At 71.4% G+C, this 14939-nt stretch carries 14 protein-coding genes; 8 read left to right on the top strand and 6 right to left on the bottom strand.

Going from position 1 to position 14939, the window contains the following annotated elements; all coding sequences use genetic code 11:
- Positions 1-54: 54 nt before the first annotated feature.
- Complete coding sequence (locus tag FVE25_RS33755; RefSeq protein WP_157251197.1) at positions 55-1131, bottom strand: FAD-dependent oxidoreductase; 1077 nt, start codon at positions 1129-1131, stop codon at positions 55-57.
- A gap of 50 nt (positions 1132-1181) precedes the next feature.
- Between FVE25_RS33755 and FVE25_RS33760 the strand changes: the two genes are divergently transcribed.
- On the top strand, positions 1182-1754 hold the full coding sequence (locus tag FVE25_RS33760) for a TetR-like C-terminal domain-containing protein (RefSeq protein ID WP_157251198.1): 573 nt from the start codon (positions 1182-1184) through the stop codon (positions 1752-1754).
- A gap of 377 nt (positions 1755-2131) precedes the next feature.
- Here FVE25_RS33760 and FVE25_RS33770 read toward each other — a convergent pair whose 3' ends face one another.
- Together FVE25_RS33770 and FVE25_RS33775 are read right to left on the bottom strand one after the other, a co-directional pair.
- On the bottom strand, positions 2132-2677 hold the full coding sequence (locus FVE25_RS33770) for a hypothetical protein (protein WP_157251199.1): 546 nt from the start codon (positions 2675-2677) through the stop codon (positions 2132-2134).
- A gap of 54 nt (positions 2678-2731) precedes the next feature.
- Entirely contained in the window at positions 2732-4084 is a 1353-nt protein-coding gene (locus tag FVE25_RS33775; protein ID WP_157251200.1) for an APC family permease, read from the bottom strand.
- 109 nt (positions 4085-4193) lie between these two features.
- Between FVE25_RS33775 and FVE25_RS33780 the strand changes: the two genes are divergently transcribed.
- From FVE25_RS33780 to FVE25_RS33790, 3 genes are all read left to right on the top strand, one after another.
- Complete coding sequence (locus tag FVE25_RS33780; protein WP_157251201.1) at positions 4194-4562, top strand: hypothetical protein; 369 nt, start codon at positions 4194-4196, stop codon at positions 4560-4562.
- 133 nt (positions 4563-4695) lie between these two features.
- A complete protein-coding gene (locus FVE25_RS33785; protein ID WP_246267792.1) occupies positions 4696-6138 on the top strand; it encodes a DUF2079 domain-containing protein in 1443 nt (480 codons plus the stop codon).
- A 33-nt stretch (positions 6139-6171) separates the two neighbouring features.
- A complete protein-coding gene (locus tag FVE25_RS33790) occupies positions 6172-6975 on the top strand; it encodes an NAD-dependent epimerase/dehydratase family protein (RefSeq protein ID WP_181019787.1) in 804 nt (267 codons plus the stop codon).
- A gap of 112 nt (positions 6976-7087) precedes the next feature.
- On the opposite strand, the gene FVE25_RS33795 is transcribed toward FVE25_RS33790, so the two are convergent.
- Positions 7088-8170, bottom strand: a complete 1083-nt coding sequence (locus FVE25_RS33795) for a glycosyltransferase family 4 protein (RefSeq protein ID WP_246267794.1) — start codon at positions 8168-8170, stop codon at positions 7088-7090.
- A gap of 63 nt (positions 8171-8233) precedes the next feature.
- Between FVE25_RS33795 and FVE25_RS33800 the strand changes: the two genes are divergently transcribed.
- The 3 genes from FVE25_RS33800 (at position 8234) to FVE25_RS33810 (ending at position 13539) form a co-directional block, all read left to right on the top strand.
- On the top strand, positions 8234-9028 hold the full coding sequence (locus FVE25_RS33800; protein WP_157251417.1) for a PIG-L family deacetylase: 795 nt from the start codon (positions 8234-8236) through the stop codon (positions 9026-9028).
- A complete protein-coding gene (locus tag FVE25_RS33805; protein WP_157251203.1) occupies positions 9028-10080 on the top strand; it encodes a lysylphosphatidylglycerol synthase transmembrane domain-containing protein in 1053 nt (350 codons plus the stop codon). The genes FVE25_RS33800 and FVE25_RS33805 overlap by 1 nt, the downstream gene beginning before the upstream one ends.
- 63 nt (positions 10081-10143) lie before the next feature.
- Positions 10144-13539: an ATP-binding protein gene (locus FVE25_RS33810; RefSeq protein WP_157251204.1), complete on the top strand. Its 3396-nt coding sequence runs from the start codon at positions 10144-10146 to the stop codon at positions 13537-13539.
- Here the strand turns inward: FVE25_RS33810 and FVE25_RS33815 are convergent.
- On the bottom strand, positions 13508-14014 hold the full coding sequence (locus FVE25_RS33815) for a hypothetical protein (RefSeq protein ID WP_157251205.1): 507 nt from the start codon (positions 14012-14014) through the stop codon (positions 13508-13510). The genes FVE25_RS33810 and FVE25_RS33815 overlap by 32 nt on opposite strands.
- A 166-nt stretch (positions 14015-14180) precedes the next feature.
- Here FVE25_RS33815 and FVE25_RS33820 point away from each other — a divergent pair, with 166 nt between their 5' ends.
- Positions 14181-14696 carry a DedA family protein gene (locus FVE25_RS33820; protein ID WP_157251206.1) on the top strand — a complete coding sequence of 172 codons (516 nt, stop codon included), beginning with the start codon at positions 14181-14183 and terminating at the stop codon, positions 14694-14696.
- Positions 14697-14708: 12 nt separating this feature from the next.
- Here the strand turns inward: FVE25_RS33820 and FVE25_RS33825 are convergent, their stop codons facing one another.
- A complete protein-coding gene (locus FVE25_RS33825; protein ID WP_157251207.1) occupies positions 14709-14903 on the bottom strand; it encodes a YegP family protein in 195 nt (64 codons plus the stop codon).
- Between the last annotated feature and the right edge of the window lie 36 nt (positions 14904-14939).

The raw sequence follows: 14939 nt of genomic DNA on the forward strand, positions 1-14939 counted from the left end.
GCTGTTGCGTATTACGCGACGAGTTGCTCTATATGCGACATCGTCGGGCGGCGCTCAGCGGGGTGTCAAGAGGTAGCCGGACGCCCGGCGCAACCACCACGTGTAGAGCCTGGTCATGGCCCCGCCAGGCACAAGTCCGGCCACCGGGGTCGGCTTGTCGGTGCGTCCGGTGGCCGACATCCTGGCCGAGCGCGCGACGACCCGGGCCCGTTGCCGCTCGTAGGCCCGCAGGTCGCCGCCGACCGCGCGGGACAGTGCCCAGGCGTCCTCGATGGCCTGGTTGGCGCCCTGGGCCATGGTCGGCGGCATCGTGTGCGCCGCGTCGCCCGCGAGCGTCGCCGGCCCGGCGCCCCAGACCTTCCGCACCGGGTGGTACAGGTGCGGGAAGAATTCCGCCTCCTCGATCCGCTCCAGGACCTTCGCGGCCACGCCGCCCCAGTCGCCGAAGAGCTCCTTCAGCCGGCCGACCGGGTCGGGCTCGTCCTCCCAGAGCGGCCGCCCCGGCCCGGTGCGCACGTCGAACCACCACAGCTGCCGCTCCGGCCCCGCCGGGGTGAGCCCGAGGGAACCCTGCTCGCCGACGACCATGAGGACCTTGGGCTGGGTCGGCCAGGTGATGAACCCCTGCCAGGTGGCCCAGCCGACGTATCGGGCGGGGTCGGCGCCCCACAGCGCCTGCCGTACGACGGAGTTGCGGCCGTCGGCGCCGACCAGCACGTCGCCGCGGGCGGAACCCCCGCCGGCGAAGCGCACCTCCGCCCTGGCCGGATCGACCTCGCTCACCCGCGCGCCGAACGTGACGGGGATGCCCTCGGCCAGGCACTCGACCAGCTCGCGGCGTTCGACGTGCACGGAGGGGAAGCCGTAACGCCGCTCGGCGTGGGCCAGATCGATGGCGGCCTGCTTCCACCCCCGCACGGTCCAGGAGGCCATGTGGGTCAGCCGGACGCCGCCGGGCCGCAGTCCCAGCTCATGGAGGATGGCGACCGTGCCCGGCCACAGGCCCACCGCCCCGCCGGTGGCGCGCAGCTCGGGCGCGGCCTCGTAGACCTCGGGCTCGTGGCCGTGCTTGATCAACGCGTGCGCGAGGGCGAGTCCCGCGACTCCGGCGCCCACGACGACTACTCTCATGTCAGCCCCTCATATTGAGACTAGAAGTATCAGATACTTGGAGTATCACTATGCCTGCCCGCGGACGCAAGCCGGACCCGACGCTCGACACGAAGATCAGGCAGGCCGCCGCCACCCTCGTCCTCGCCCAGGGACTCGACTTCACGATGGACGACCTGGCCGCCGCCGCCGGAGTCGGCCGCGCCAGCGTCTTCCGCCGCTACGCCACCAAACGCGAGATGCTCCTCGACACGCTGACCGGCTTCATGGACACGCACGTCGCCATCCCCGACACCGGCACGGTCGAAGGCGACCTGATCGTGGTCGCCCGCGACACGCTCGCGCTGTGGGAGGCTCCCGGCTTCGCGCGCATGGCCAAGCAGATGTACGGCGAAGCCGGCCGCGACCCCGCGGTGGCCGAACTGATCAAGACGACCATGCGCACCCGGATGGCGCGCTCGTGGATCGTCTACGAGCGCGCCATCGCCCGGGGGGAACTGCCGGAGGACGCCGACCTATGGCTGCTGACCGATCTGGTCACCGGTCTCGTCGCCTACCGGGGACTCCTCGGCCTGCCCCTCCCCGACCCCGCCGCCCTCATCAGAAACCTGCTGGGCGGGTTCGGGACGCCGCCACAGGCGTGAGACCAGCGGATACAGCAGCGCCACCGCCACCAGCAGCAGCCCGGAGGTGAAGATCCACTCATTGGAGCCGCCCGGCGGATACACCTGCAGCGGACGGCCCACGTCCACCGCCCGCACGGCCTGCCCGGCGGCCATGGTCTCGCGGGCGCTGCCGTACAGCGAGACCTCGCGCGAGCCCCTGACGGCGGCGAACGTGCCGTACCACGAGCACACCTCGTGATTGCCCGGGTGCACGACACACGACAGGCGGCTCGCCGTGAACGTCCCCCAGGTGCCGTCGGCCCGCGCGGCGCGCAGGACGGGACCCAGGTTCGGCACGGCGAGCGCCAGCAGGATCACGGCCACGGCGGTGGCCACGACGATGGTGAAGCGGCTGTTCACGCCCGCGCGCAGGAGCAGGACATGAGCGCCCGTTCGCTCTGGCTCGGACGGGCGTGAAGGATCATTGCGACGACCATCGGGATGAACACCACCGTGTTGTAGAACAGGTGCAGTTCCACCCGGGGGAAGACCAGTTGCAGCACGCTCGTCTGCATCGGGCGCCCGGCCAGGAACCACCCCGACTGCGCCTGGACGAGCAGCAGCAGGTGCTCGACGTGGTGCCAGATCTGGACGCCGAGCGCGACGTTCCACCACACGCGGGCGCGCCCGGTGAACCCCTTGCGCAGCACCCAGAGGGCGGCGAGCATGACCAGCGCGTAGCCGTAGTGCAGCGCCTCCGAGGTGACCAGCCAGGGGAAGAACTGCCCCAGCACACCCCTCGCCTGCGGCGTCGGCCAGCCCAGCACCCAGATCTGCACCGCCTGCACGATGTGTTCCGCCCAGTGGGCCAGCACGACGATCAGAAAGACGTTGAGCGCGGGCCGGTGCAGCCGCCCGTTGAGGGTGCCGGCCAGGCCCGTGGAGATCGGTATCGCGGTCATCAGCCCTCCGTCCGCGGGGATACCTGTTGTACGGCCCGGCCGGCGCCCCGGGATTCAGTCGTCCGAAGTGATCTTCTCGGGATCGACCCTCGTCACCCGGCCGTGGAAGAACCAGTTGATCACCCACAGGAGCACGCCCAGGACGACCAGCCCTCCGGCCCGGAGGTAGACGTCGGCCGTCCGGCCGGTCACCGGCAGCGCCAGGAACAGGCAGACCACCGCCCCCAGCACCGGGGCCCACGTCGGCGCACGGTAGTGATCGTGGCCGGCCTCGTCCTTCCGCAGGACCAGCACACAGATGTTGACCAGTGCGAACACCAGCAGGAGCAGCAGCACGGTGGTGTTGGCCAGCGGCGCCACGTCACCGGTCGAGACCAGCACCGCGGCCACCGCGATGGTGAACACGATCGCGATCCACGGCGTCGACCGGGTCGGATGCACCGTGCCGAAGACGCCGGGGATGATGTGCTGGCGGGCCATGCCGTACACGAGCCTGGAGGCCATCAGCATGTTGATCAGCGCGGTGTTGCCGACGGCCAGCAGCGCGATCAGCGCGAAGAGCTTCGGCGGGAAGGCCAGCCCCGCCACCTTCACCACCTCCAGCAGCGGGCCGTCGGAGGCCATCAGCGTCTTGGTGTCCACGAGCATCGTGGCCGTGAACGCCACCGCCATGTAGATCAGCGCCGCCACGATGAGGCCGCCGAACAGCGCGCGGGGGAAGTCCTTCTGCGGGTTCTTGGCCTCCTCGGCGAGGTTGACCGAGTCCTCGAAGCCGAGCAGCGCGTAGAAGGCCAGCGCCGTGCCGCCCAGCACGCCCAGGAAGGCGCCGTTGGCCGGGTGGAACTCCAGCGCCCTGGCCGGCTCGCCGTCCCCGGCGAACAGCGCGAAGACGCCGATCACCACGATCACCAGCAGGCCGAACGCCTCGATGATGGTCAGGACCACGTTGACCTTGACCGACTCGGAGATCCCGGCGAAGTTCACCAGCGCCACCAGGGCCAGGAAGATGAACGCCCCGACCAGCACCGGAAGCGAGACGAACTCGGCCAGGTAGTCCCCGCCGAAGGCGCGTGCCGCCGCGCTGGCCGAGGTGATGCCGCTCATCATCACGGTGAAAGCCACAATGAACGTGACGAACGGGATCCCGAACGCCTTGTTCACATAGAGCGCCGCTCCGGCCGCTTGCGGGTATTTACCCACCAGTTCCGCATAGGCGGTGGCAGTCAGCGCAGCGAGGACGAAAGCCACCAGGAACGGCAGCCACAACGCTCCTCCCACGTGGCCGGCGACCTTCCCGACCAGGGCATAGATGCCCGCGCCCAGGATGTCGCCGACCACGAACAGCAGCAGCACACGGCGCCCGATGACGCGCTTCAGCGAGTGATGTTCTACCTGACCTGTGCTCATGACCTTGCCCTACCCCGGTCTGTCATTGGTGATGTTGGCAACGTGCAAGCCAGATTCAAGGAATGGTCCATAATGTCCCTTCGTCTCCAACCGAAGAAGGGCACCAACCATGACTTCCTCCCGCCGCCGCATCACCATCACGATCGCGGCGCTGGCTCTTGCCGGGTTCGCCACCGCCTGTGGAGCGGTGGACAAGGCCGTGAACTGCAACGCCGCCGCCCAGGAGGTCACCAAGATCTCCAACGAGTTCACGCAGGCGATGACGTCCGCCGCCACCGACCCGGGCGCCCTCTCCAAGGCTGCCGACGAGGCCGCCGGCAAGGTCAAGACCCTCGCCGGCAAGCACGACGGCGAACTCGCCGCCGCTCTCAACGACCTGGCCAGCGGCTTCGAGGGCATGAAGGACCCGAGCTCCGCGATGGCCGGCGCCAACAAGATCCAGGGCTTCATCACCAAGATCCAGAGCGCCTGCAGCTGATGATCTCCCGGCCGCCGCACCGCCCGTGGGGGGCGGCGCGGCGCGGCGGCCGTGGGGGCTCGGTCTCTGCGGGGGCTTCGGCGGCGACGGCCGTGGGGGCGGGTGCGGCTTTTGACCGCTACCCTTGCTGCCCGTGACGGCGGACACCCTGACGGCCGAGCACCCCACCCCGGCCCGCCCCCGCCGCCATCGGTACGCGGTGGGGCTGATCGCCCTGGTGGCCGCGGCGGTCTACTCCCTGCTCGGGCTGGTCAAGCTCCACACCTTCCGGGCCAGCACCTTCGACCTGGTCATCGTCGACCAGGCGGTGCGCAACTACTCCCGCTTCCGCCCGCCGTACATCCCCGTCGTCGGGGGCTGGCACGAGCGGGGCATGGACTACCTCCAGATCGTCGACCACTTCTCGCCGATCTACGCGCTGCTGGCGCCTTTCTACTGGGTCCACGACGGGCCCGGGTCGCTGATCGTCGCGCAGGCGCTGCTGTTCGCCGCCGCGATCCCCTTCCTGTGGATGTTCACCCGGCGGGTGCTCGGGGTGCCGCCCGCCTACCTGGTCTCCCTGGCGTACGCGCTGTCGTGGCCCATCGCCCAGGCGGTCGCGTTCGACGCCCACGAGGTCATGTTCGTGCCGCTGCTGACGGCCATCATGATCGAGCGCTACCACGCCGGCCGGGCGCTGCCCGCGTTCCTCGCGATGGGCGCCCTCCTCCTGGTCAAGGAGGACATGGGGCTGATGGTGATCGGGTTCGGGCTCTACCTCTTCGTCGTCGGCGACCGGTTCCGCGGCGCCTGCTGCGCGCTCATCGGGGTGGCCGGCATCATGCTGACCCGCGGGGCCGTCATCCCGATGCTGGGCGGCGACACCGCCGACTTCTGGGCCTACAACCACCTCGGGCCCGACCTGCCGGGCGCGTTGCTCGGCATCCTGCGCGACCCCCTCGGGACGCTGCTGCTGCCCTTCAGCGAAGCGGCCAAAGTGGACACCCTCATCCTGCTGGCGTGGCCGACGCTGCTGCTGTGCCTGCTGTCGCCGTTGTCGCTGGTGGCGCTGCCGCACGTGCTGGAGCGCATGCTCTCCGACCGGGAGTTGTGGTGGCAGGCCGACTTCCAGTACAGCGCCTTCACGGTGGTCATCCTGTTCTGCGCCGGAGTCGACGGGCTGACCCGGTTGCGGCGGTGGCTGCGCCGTGACGACCTGACCCCGGTCTGGTCGGCCGCGGTCCTGGTCGTGGCGCTGACCCTGGTGCCGCGCTTCGCCCTCGACCAGCTCTACCAGCCCGACTTCTACAAGGGCGACCAGGCCAAGATCGCGGCGGCGAGCGAGGCGGTGGCGATGGTGCCCGACGGGGTGGTCGTCGAGGCGGGCAACTCCTTCGGGCCCGCCCTCACCCGGCGGGCGACCGTGCTGCTGTTCACCGGCAAGGCCCACGACGCGCCCTGGATCGTCGCCGACACCTCCCGATGGGAGTTCCCGTTCGGCTCGGCCGACGAGCAGCGCGCCCAGGTGGAGGAGCGGGTGGCCCGGGGATACACCAAGGTCTTCGACCGCGACGGCGTCGTGGTGCTGCGCCGCTGAATTCTGTCGGTGGCCTCCGGCATGCTGCTGCCCATGAAACTGGGGAAGATCGTGCTGACCGGGGCCGCCGGGCGGGTGGGGACGGCCATCCGTCCCGCGCTGCGCGAGCGGGCGACCCGGCTGGTGCTCGTCGACCGGGTGCCCATGACCGCGGCCTCGGCCGTGGAAGAGGTCGTCCAGGCCGACCTCGAAGGACTGGACGAGACGCTGGAGATCGTCGGCGGCGCCGACGTGGTGGTGCACCTGTCCGGCCTGCCCGACGAGGCGCCGCTGGCCGACCTGCTCCAGGCCAACGTGCTCGGCACCCACCACGTCCTCGAGGCCGCCCGGCTGAGCGGCGTCCCCCGCGTGGTGCTGGCCGGCAGCAACCGCCTCACCGGCCACTACCCCGCCACCCAGACGCTCGGTCCAGGCGTGCCGCCCCGCCCCGACGGCCTGTACGGCGTGAGCAAGGCGGCCGTCGAAGCCCTCGCGAGCCTCTATGCCGACACCTTCGGCCTCCGGGTCATCAGCCTGCGCATCGGCAGCCTCGAACCCGAACCGGGCAACGCCCGCCACCTCGCCACCTGGCTGAGCCCCCGCGACTGCGCCGGCTTCTTCGCCGCCGCCCTGACCGCCCCGGGCAACGGCTTCACCGCCGCCTACGCGGTCTCGGCCAACGCCCGCCGCTTCTGGGAGCTGCCCTCGCTGGGCTACACCCCGCTGGACAACGCCGAAACCTTCGCCGCCCGTTTCCCGGACGCCGACGCCTTCTTCGTGCCCACCATGCCGCAGGGCGGTCACTTCGCCGGGGCCGACTACACCCTTGACCACGGCGGGCTCCGGCGCGGTCGATAGAGGCGCATGGCCGGGAGCCGGCCGGCCGGTGCCCGGTAAGGGGCCGGGCGGAGGTCAACCCGTGGCCCGGGCGGCCCGACGGCCTGTGACCAGGTCCCGGGGGCGGGCCGGGTTAGCCGATGGCCTGGGTGTAGGCGTGGTCGAAGCCCTCCAGGACCGCCTTCCAGGAGCCTGCCGTGGGTTCCGTGGAGCGGTTGTGGGTGGCCATCGCGGTGCGCAGGGCGGTGTCGGTGGTGAGGCGGGCGATGCAGCGGGCCAGGTCCGCTTCGTTGCGGGCCAGCAGGCCCTCCTCGCCGTGGCGGACGAAGTCGGCCACCCCGCTGCGTTCCCTGGCGATCACCGGCAGCCCGGCGGCCCTGGCCTCCAGGGCGGCGATGCCGAAGGACTCCAGGGGCGCCGGGGCGACGAACAGGTCGGCGGCGGCCAGGAGCTTGGCGATCTCCTCGCGGCTCTGCCGGCCGGGTAGCGTGACCCAGCCGGTCATGCCGTTCTTGGCCAGGTAACGTTCCATCGAGGCGCGGGCGGGGCCGTCCCCGACGATCGTGGCCCGCATCGGCACCGAGGGCGGGACCTTCGACCTGGCCGCGTGCAGCGCCCGCAGCAGGCGCACCGGGTGTTTGCGCGGCGCCAGGCGGCCGACCGCCACGATGTGCGCCCCGGGTTCCGCCGGAGGCGCTCCGACTCCCACCGGGCGCCAGCCGGACAGGTCGAGGCCGTTGGAGACCACGTGCACCGGCACCCCGCGCCCGGCGACCCTGCGGATGGCCACGGCGGCGGCGTTGCTGACGGTCGTGGCGACGACCCCCCACCGGTGCCATTCGTAGACGAGGCGCAGCAACCGGTAGACCGCCCGGGTGCCGGGGTCCCACATGCTGTGGACGGTCACCACGACGGGCAGTCCGGCGCGTACGGCGGCGCGTACCCCCATCCAGGCGAACGGCGAGACCGCCCCGGTGTGAACGTGGACCACGGCCGGGCGGGAGGTGGTGAGCAGGCGGGTGATGTGTCCCACACCCCGCGGGTGCACGGGCAGGTCGAAGGGCATTCTGGCGACGATCCTGTGCACGCCGTCGAGGGGCTCGCCGCGGGTGGCCGTGGCCACCTCGACCTCGTGGCCGGCCTCCCGCTGCTGACGCACGAGGTCGGCCACCTGGACCTCGATCCCCCCGAGCCGCGGCAGGTAACAGTCACTCACGTGAAAGATCCGCACCTCTCCCAGACTAATCTGGGCCCTGTGCCAACAAAGCCACGCACAGCTGTGTTCTTCCACGCTCACCCCGATGACGAGGCCCTTTTGACGGCGGGCACGATGGCGATGCTCGCCGCGGAGGGTCATCGGGTGGTGCTGGTGGTGGCGACCGCCGGTGAGCGCGGCCTGGCCGAGATGGGGCCGGGTGACGAGCTGGGCGAGACGCGGCTCAAGGAGCTGTACACCTCGGCGGCGCTGCTGGGGTGCGCGCGGGTGGAGTGCCTGGGGTACGGCGACTCGGGGCTGAGCCCGAAGGGCGGCATCGCCGAGGAGCGGCCGGACAACGCCTTCATCGACGCCGACACCGACGGGGCGGCCGGGCAGCTGGCCGCCATCCTGAAGGAGGAGGAGGCCGACCTGCTGGCGATCTACGATCCGGCGGGCGGCTACGGGCATCCGGACCATGTGCAGGTGCACCGGGTGGGCCGGCGGGCCGCCGAAATGGCCGGGACGGAGATCGTCCTGGAGGCGACGGTGAACCGGGATCCGTTGCTGAAGGCGCTGAAGTTCGCGGGAAAGGTGTACAAGTTCCCGCCGGAGTTCGATCCGCGCACATTCGAGAGCGCATACACACCAGGCGACCAGATCACGCATAGGGTGAACGTCAGGAAGTACACCAAGCAGAAGCGGGCGTCGATGGCGGCGCACGTCACGCAGGCCAGCGGCGGCGACAGTGATCGCACGCTGGCCGTCATGCTCAAGATCCCCGGCCCCCTGTATCGGCTGGTGTTCGGCACGGAATGGTTCGTCCGCCGGGACGTGCCGCCGGGCACCCGCCTCACTCACCCCTTCGAGCAGGCCTGATGAAGAACAAGTGGCTGCAGGCCACGCTGTCGGTACTGTCGCTGGCCCTGGCCGTGATGCTGGTGGTCTACCTGCCGCAGATCGTGCAGACGCTGACCGGCAAGCCCGTCTCCTGGCGGGAGATCGGCGCGGAGTTCGGCCAGCTGAGCGTGGGCACGATCGCGCTCATGGTCGGGTTGTGGCTGCTCAGCCTGTTCGCCTACACGTTCGTGCTGACGAACTCGATGCCGGGGCTGAGCAACCTGCAGGCGATCACGCTGAACGCGGCGGGCAGCGCGGTCAGCAACCTGCTGCCGTTCGGCGGCGCAGCGGGCGTGGCGCTGACGTTCGGCATGTGCAAGGGCTGGGGTTTCGGCTACCGGTCGATCGTGGTGATGACGCTGGTCAGCGGCGTGTGGAACACGTTGTTCCGGTTCGTTCTGCCCGCGGTGGGCATCATCGCGCTGCTCATGGCCGGCGAGGTGATCAACCCGACCGTGGAGCGGGCCGGCTGGGTGGGCGCGGTGTCGATCCTGGTGCTCGTGGCCGTGGTGGCCGCGGCGCTGTACTGGGATCGGGCCGCCCTCGTCCTGGGCAAGGTGCTCGACATGCTGGCCAGGCCGTTCAAGAAAGAGGTCTCTCCCGCTCTCGACCGGTTGCGCGCCGACACCGCGGGGGTCGTCAAGACCCGCTGGCCGGGGCTGTCGGCCTCGATGATCGCGTTCCTGGCGCTGCAGTGGGCGATCATGGTCGTCTGCATGCAGGCCACCGGCGCCTATCCGGGGCTGGCGCAGTCGATCGCGGTCTTCGCGCTGTCGCGGGTGCTCACGGCGGCGCTGATCACGCCGAGCGGCGCCGGGATCATGGAGGGCGGGGTGGTGCTCCTGCTCGTCACCTTCGGCGTGGACACGGCTCCGGCGACCGCGACCGCCCTGCTGTTCGGCTTCTGGACTTACACTATCGAGATCCCCTTCGGTGGCCTGGCGTTGGGCGCGTGGGCGCTGCTGCGCAGGCGCAACAGCCGTGACGCCGCCACCGAGACGACGTCCGAGAGCTTGAAGGCCCCGCAGTGACCCTTCCAAACCCCTCAAAGACCTTGTGCGTGATTCGGAAGCGCGCATAGCGTGGCGGCTGACATGGTGGCGTTCCGAGTACTGGGGCCAGTCGAGGCGTACGAAGACGACGAACTCGACCTCGGCGGGTTGCGGCAACGGGCCGTGCTCGCCCGATTGCTCGTGGCCAGGGGTCAGGTCGTGCCGGTCGACACCCTGCTCTACGACCTGTGGGCGGACGACACGGCCAAGGGCGCGCAGTCGGGGCTGCAGGTGTACATTTCGCGGCTGCGCCGCGTGCTGGAGCCCGGCCGCCCGCGCGGGGGTCCCAACCGGCTGCTGGTGACGGTCGCCTCCGGGTACGCGCTGCGCGTGGCGCCCGACCAGGTCGACGCCCTGCGCTTCGAGCAGCAGGTGCGCAACGCGGGCGAGCGCCTGGACAGCGACGATCCGCAGGCGGCCAGGACGTTCCTGGAGAAGGCGCTCGGGTTGTGGCGCGGCACGCCGTACTCCGACTTCGCCGACCAGGCGTGGGCGGAGGCCGAGGTGAACCGGCTGACCGAGCTGCGGCTGGTGGCGCGGGAACGGCACGCCGACACCGGGCTGCGCCTCGGGCTCAACGCCGAGACCGTACCCGACCTGGAGGCGATGACCACCGAGCATCCGCTGCGCGAGGAGGGCTGGCGGCTGCTGTCGCTGGGCCTGTACCGCAGCGGGCGGCAGGGGGACGCGCTGGCGGCGCTGCGCCGGGCGCGCGGCATCCTGGCCGACGAACTGGGCATCGACCCGGGTCCCGCGCTGCGCAAGCTGGAGTCCGACATCCTCGCCCAGGCGCCGGAGCTGGAGCTGTCGCCTCCGGCGCGACCGGCGCGGCCCGCGACGCCGGTCACCGACACGTGGCCGCCGCGGCCGGCCACGCCCGTGGAGCCGCCGCCGCTGGAGCCGGAGCCGTTCGTCGGCCGCGACGCCGAGCTGAGCCGCCTGACCCAGGCCGCCGCCCGCACCGGGCGCTTCCAGGTCGCGATCGTCACCGGCGTGGCCGGCGCGGGCAAGACGACGCTGCTGCGCCAGCTCGAGAGCAGGCTCACCGCCGACGGCTGGATGACCTCCTCGGGCGCCTGCCCCGACTCGAGCGCCACCCCGCCCGGCTGGGCGTGGGTGGAGATCCTGCGCACGCTGGTCGGCGTGACCGGCGCGGGCGAGTACGCCCAGCTCCTGGCGCCGCTGCTGGAGGACGCCGACCCCGATCCCGACGACGACGAGGTCTCCGGCGGCTTCCGGCTGCACCGCGCGGTCGGCGGCTACCTCGCCGGGGTGGCCAGGCGCGCGCCCGTGCTGCTGACGCTCGAGGACCTCCACTGGGCCGACGACCAGACGCTCGCGCTGCTGCGCGCGCTGCCCAGCCTGCTGGCCACCAGCCGGGTGATGCTCGTGGTGACCTGCCGGGAGGGCGAGCTCGACGACCGGCAGTCCGACGTGCTGGCGGCGCTGGCCAGGCTCGGGCCCGTGCGGGTGGTGCTGTCCGGGCTCGACCCCAAGGCGGTGGCCGAGCTGGTGAAGGCCACCTGCGTGCGGGAGATCGACGAGGACGCGGTCGAGTCGATCGTGGAGCGCACCGGCGGCAACCCGTTCTTCGTGCGCGAGACCGTGCGCCTGCTCGACTCCGAGGCCGCGGCCGCCGGGGAGACGACCACGACCGCGGTGCTCTCCCGGGTGCCCTCCGGCGTACGCGACGTGCTGCGCCGGCGCATCTCGCGGCTGCCCGCCGACGCCCAGCAGATCCTCCTGCAGGCCGCCGTGATCGGCCGCGACGTGGACATCAACGTGCTCATCAGCGTGGCCGGGGGCGAGGACCCCGTGGTCGAGGCGGTGGAGGCGGCGCTGCTGGCCGGCCTGGTCACCGAGCCGGGGCCCGGGATGCTCAGGTTCGACCACGACCTCGTGCGGGACACGATCTACTCCGACGCCTCGCGGCTGCGCCGTACCCGGCTGCACGCGGAGGTGGCGACGGCGATCGAGGAGCGCAACCCGGCGGACGTGGCGGCGCTGGCGCACCACTACTTCCTGGCCGACGCCGCGGAGAAGGCGGTGCACTACTCCGGGCTCGCGGCCGAGCAGGCCGAGCGGCGCTTCGCGCACCGCGAGGCGGCACGGCTCTGGGAGCAGGCGATCGCGGCCTTCGAGCGGACCGGTGGCGACGCTCGTTCCTATCCCGCCCCGCCGAACCCCAGGGAACGCCTGCAGCTCATGCTCCGCCAGATCAAGGCGCTGGCCGTCTGCGGCGACATGACGGCCGCCCGGCTGCTGCGCCGCCAGGCGATGGACCTGGCGCTGCCGCTGCAGGATCTGGAGATCACCGCGCGGGTGGCGGCGTCGCTGGCCGTACCGCACAAGGGGATGGCGCGCGACTTCACCCGCACCGCGTGGGAGATCGTGGACGTCACCGAGAAGGCGCTCATGGAGCTGCCCGAGGGCGAGCAGACGCTGCGGGCGAGCCTGCTGACGACGCTGGCGCTGGAGCTGGAGGGCTCCTCGGCGCCCGAGCGCGGGCGTCAGGCGTCGCTGGAGGCGCTGGAGCTGGCCCGGCAGAGCGGCGACCCGGCGCTGATCGCGGCGGCGCTGAGCGGGCGGCTGCGGCAGTCCTACGACATTCCGGCGGTGGACACGCGCGAGAGCATCGGGCGCGAGCTGCTGGAGGTGGCGCAGCGCTCCGGCCAGATGGCCACGCAGGCGCTGGCCCATCTGGTGCTGGTGGAGTGCGCGGCGGCGCGCGGCGAGTTCGGGGTGGCCGACCGGCACGCGGCGGCGGCCGATCGGCTGGCCAAGCAGTACGACCTGTCGGCGCCGGCCGCGGTCTCGGCCTGGTACGCCGGGCAGCGGCTGATGATCGCCGGCGACTACGCGGGGGCCGAGCGGGCCTACCGTGACGCGGCCAGGCTGACGGCGCGGGCGGGCATGCTCGAAGGCCGCCAGGACCTGCCGCGGATCACCACGTTCTGCCTGCACCTGGTCGACGGGCGGGCGGCCGAGACGGTCGAGATGCTGAGCGACCTGCACCTGCGCGGCTCGAAGTGGACGCTCGACGCCTACGCGCTGGCGCTGGCCTCGGCCGGGCACATCTCCGACGCCAAGGCGGTGGCGGCCACGCGCCCGCCGGTGCGGCCCGACTTCCTGTACGAGCTGGCGATGACCTGGCGGGCGCTGGCCGGGATGCTGCTGGACGACCGCGAGCGGATGGTCGACTGCTACGACAAGCTCAAGCCGTTCGCCGACCGCATCGCGGGCGCGGGCACGGGCGTGGTGGCGCTGTGGCCGGTCGCGCTGACACTGGGAGATCTCGCGGTACGGCTGGGCCAGCCGGAGGCCGCCCGCGACCACTACCGCAAGGCGCTGGAGGTGGCCGAGCGGGTCGGGGTGGAGCGCTGGGTGGAGGCGGCGCGGCGTTCGGTCAGCAACTCACTTGGAAACGGTCACTCTTGATCGTCTTGCCGTCGCTCCGCACGGTCAGCTCGATCCGGTACCACCCGGGGTTGTCGGCGACCCTGGGCTCCCAGGTGAGCGTGCGCTTGAGGCCGCCGAAGCCGGAGTGGTCGACCAGGTAGGCGCTCCACTGCTTGCTGCGCGGGCTCCAGCGGGACAGCTGCCAGCGGTAGAGCACGGTGGTGCCGGGCTCGGGGTTGATCACGACGCTCCTGGCCAGGTAGGTGCGGTCGCAACCGGCGGCGCCCGCCTTGGCGCTGACGGCGATGACGCCGGGCGCGGGGGCGGGGGTGTTGGAGGTGATCGGCACCTCGCGCGCCTGCAGCGTGACCGGCTGCGCGGGCTTGGGCGCGGAGTTGGCGGTGTCGTAGGCGGAGAAGCCGAGGTAGGCGCTGGTCGCGGCGAGCGCGGCGACGCACAGCCGGGCGGCGGTGGCCGAGCCGGTGGTCAGTGCGGCGGTGGTTGCCTTGCTCATGATCGACACCTCGTCTCTTCTCATCCTCAGGTTTAGGTGAAGGGAGTTGAGGGCCGCTTGTCGCGCGCTTGCAGCCGTGGTCACACTGGCGATGTGACACGGGCTTGAGGGATCAAATAAGGTAAGGCTGGCCTTATGGTGCGCTAGGTGAGGTGGGGTGTCTGGTATGCGATTCCTTGCGGGCATCCCCGATCCGGCCAGGGCTTCGCTCTTCGGCCTGCCGTACTGGCTCATCGTGCTCGTCGGGGCGGTCGCGCTCTTCGGTGCGTTCCAGGCGTACTACTGGATCGGCTACAAACTCGGCGAGAAGCTCTACGACTCGAAGATCGGCAAGAGGCTGCCGCGGGCGCAGATCGCCCGGGTGGAGAAGGTCGTCGAGAAGTGGGGCGCCCTGGCCGTCTACGGCTGCTTCTGGGTGCCGGTTCTGCGGCACACGCTGCCGTGGGTCGCGGGCGTGCTGCGCATCTCCTACCCGTGGTACGTGGTGGCCAGCGCGCTGGGGTGCCTGACGTGGGTGCCGGTGACGTCGTTCGCGCTGTACGGGGTGATCTGGGGCTGGGTCCAGCTGGCCACGCACTCGCCGATCACCGCGGTGGCGGTCGCGGTCGTGGTCGTGGCGGTGGTCGTGGCCGTGATCATCCGGCGCAGGCGGCGCAGGGCGGACCGGGCCCTGGCCGCCTGACGGCCGGAATCCTCAGACCGCGGCCAGGCTCTGGTCGTCGATCTCCGCGGTGGCCGCGTTCCTGCGCACGGACTCGATGCCGTTGATGCAGGCGGCCTTGGTCGTGTAGCCCTCGCTGACGGCGATGGTCTGGCCGTTGCCGGCGACCAGCTTGAAGCGGTACTCGTCTCTCTTGTCCTTGGAGATGACGAATTTCCCAGCAGCCATGGTGAACCCCCCGATTTGGCCGATGTAACGATCATT

Origin of the sequence: Nonomuraea typhae (genome assembly GCF_009760925.1) — a bacterium.
GTDB classification, from domain to species: Bacteria; Actinomycetota; Actinomycetes; order Streptosporangiales; family Streptosporangiaceae; genus Nonomuraea; species Nonomuraea typhae.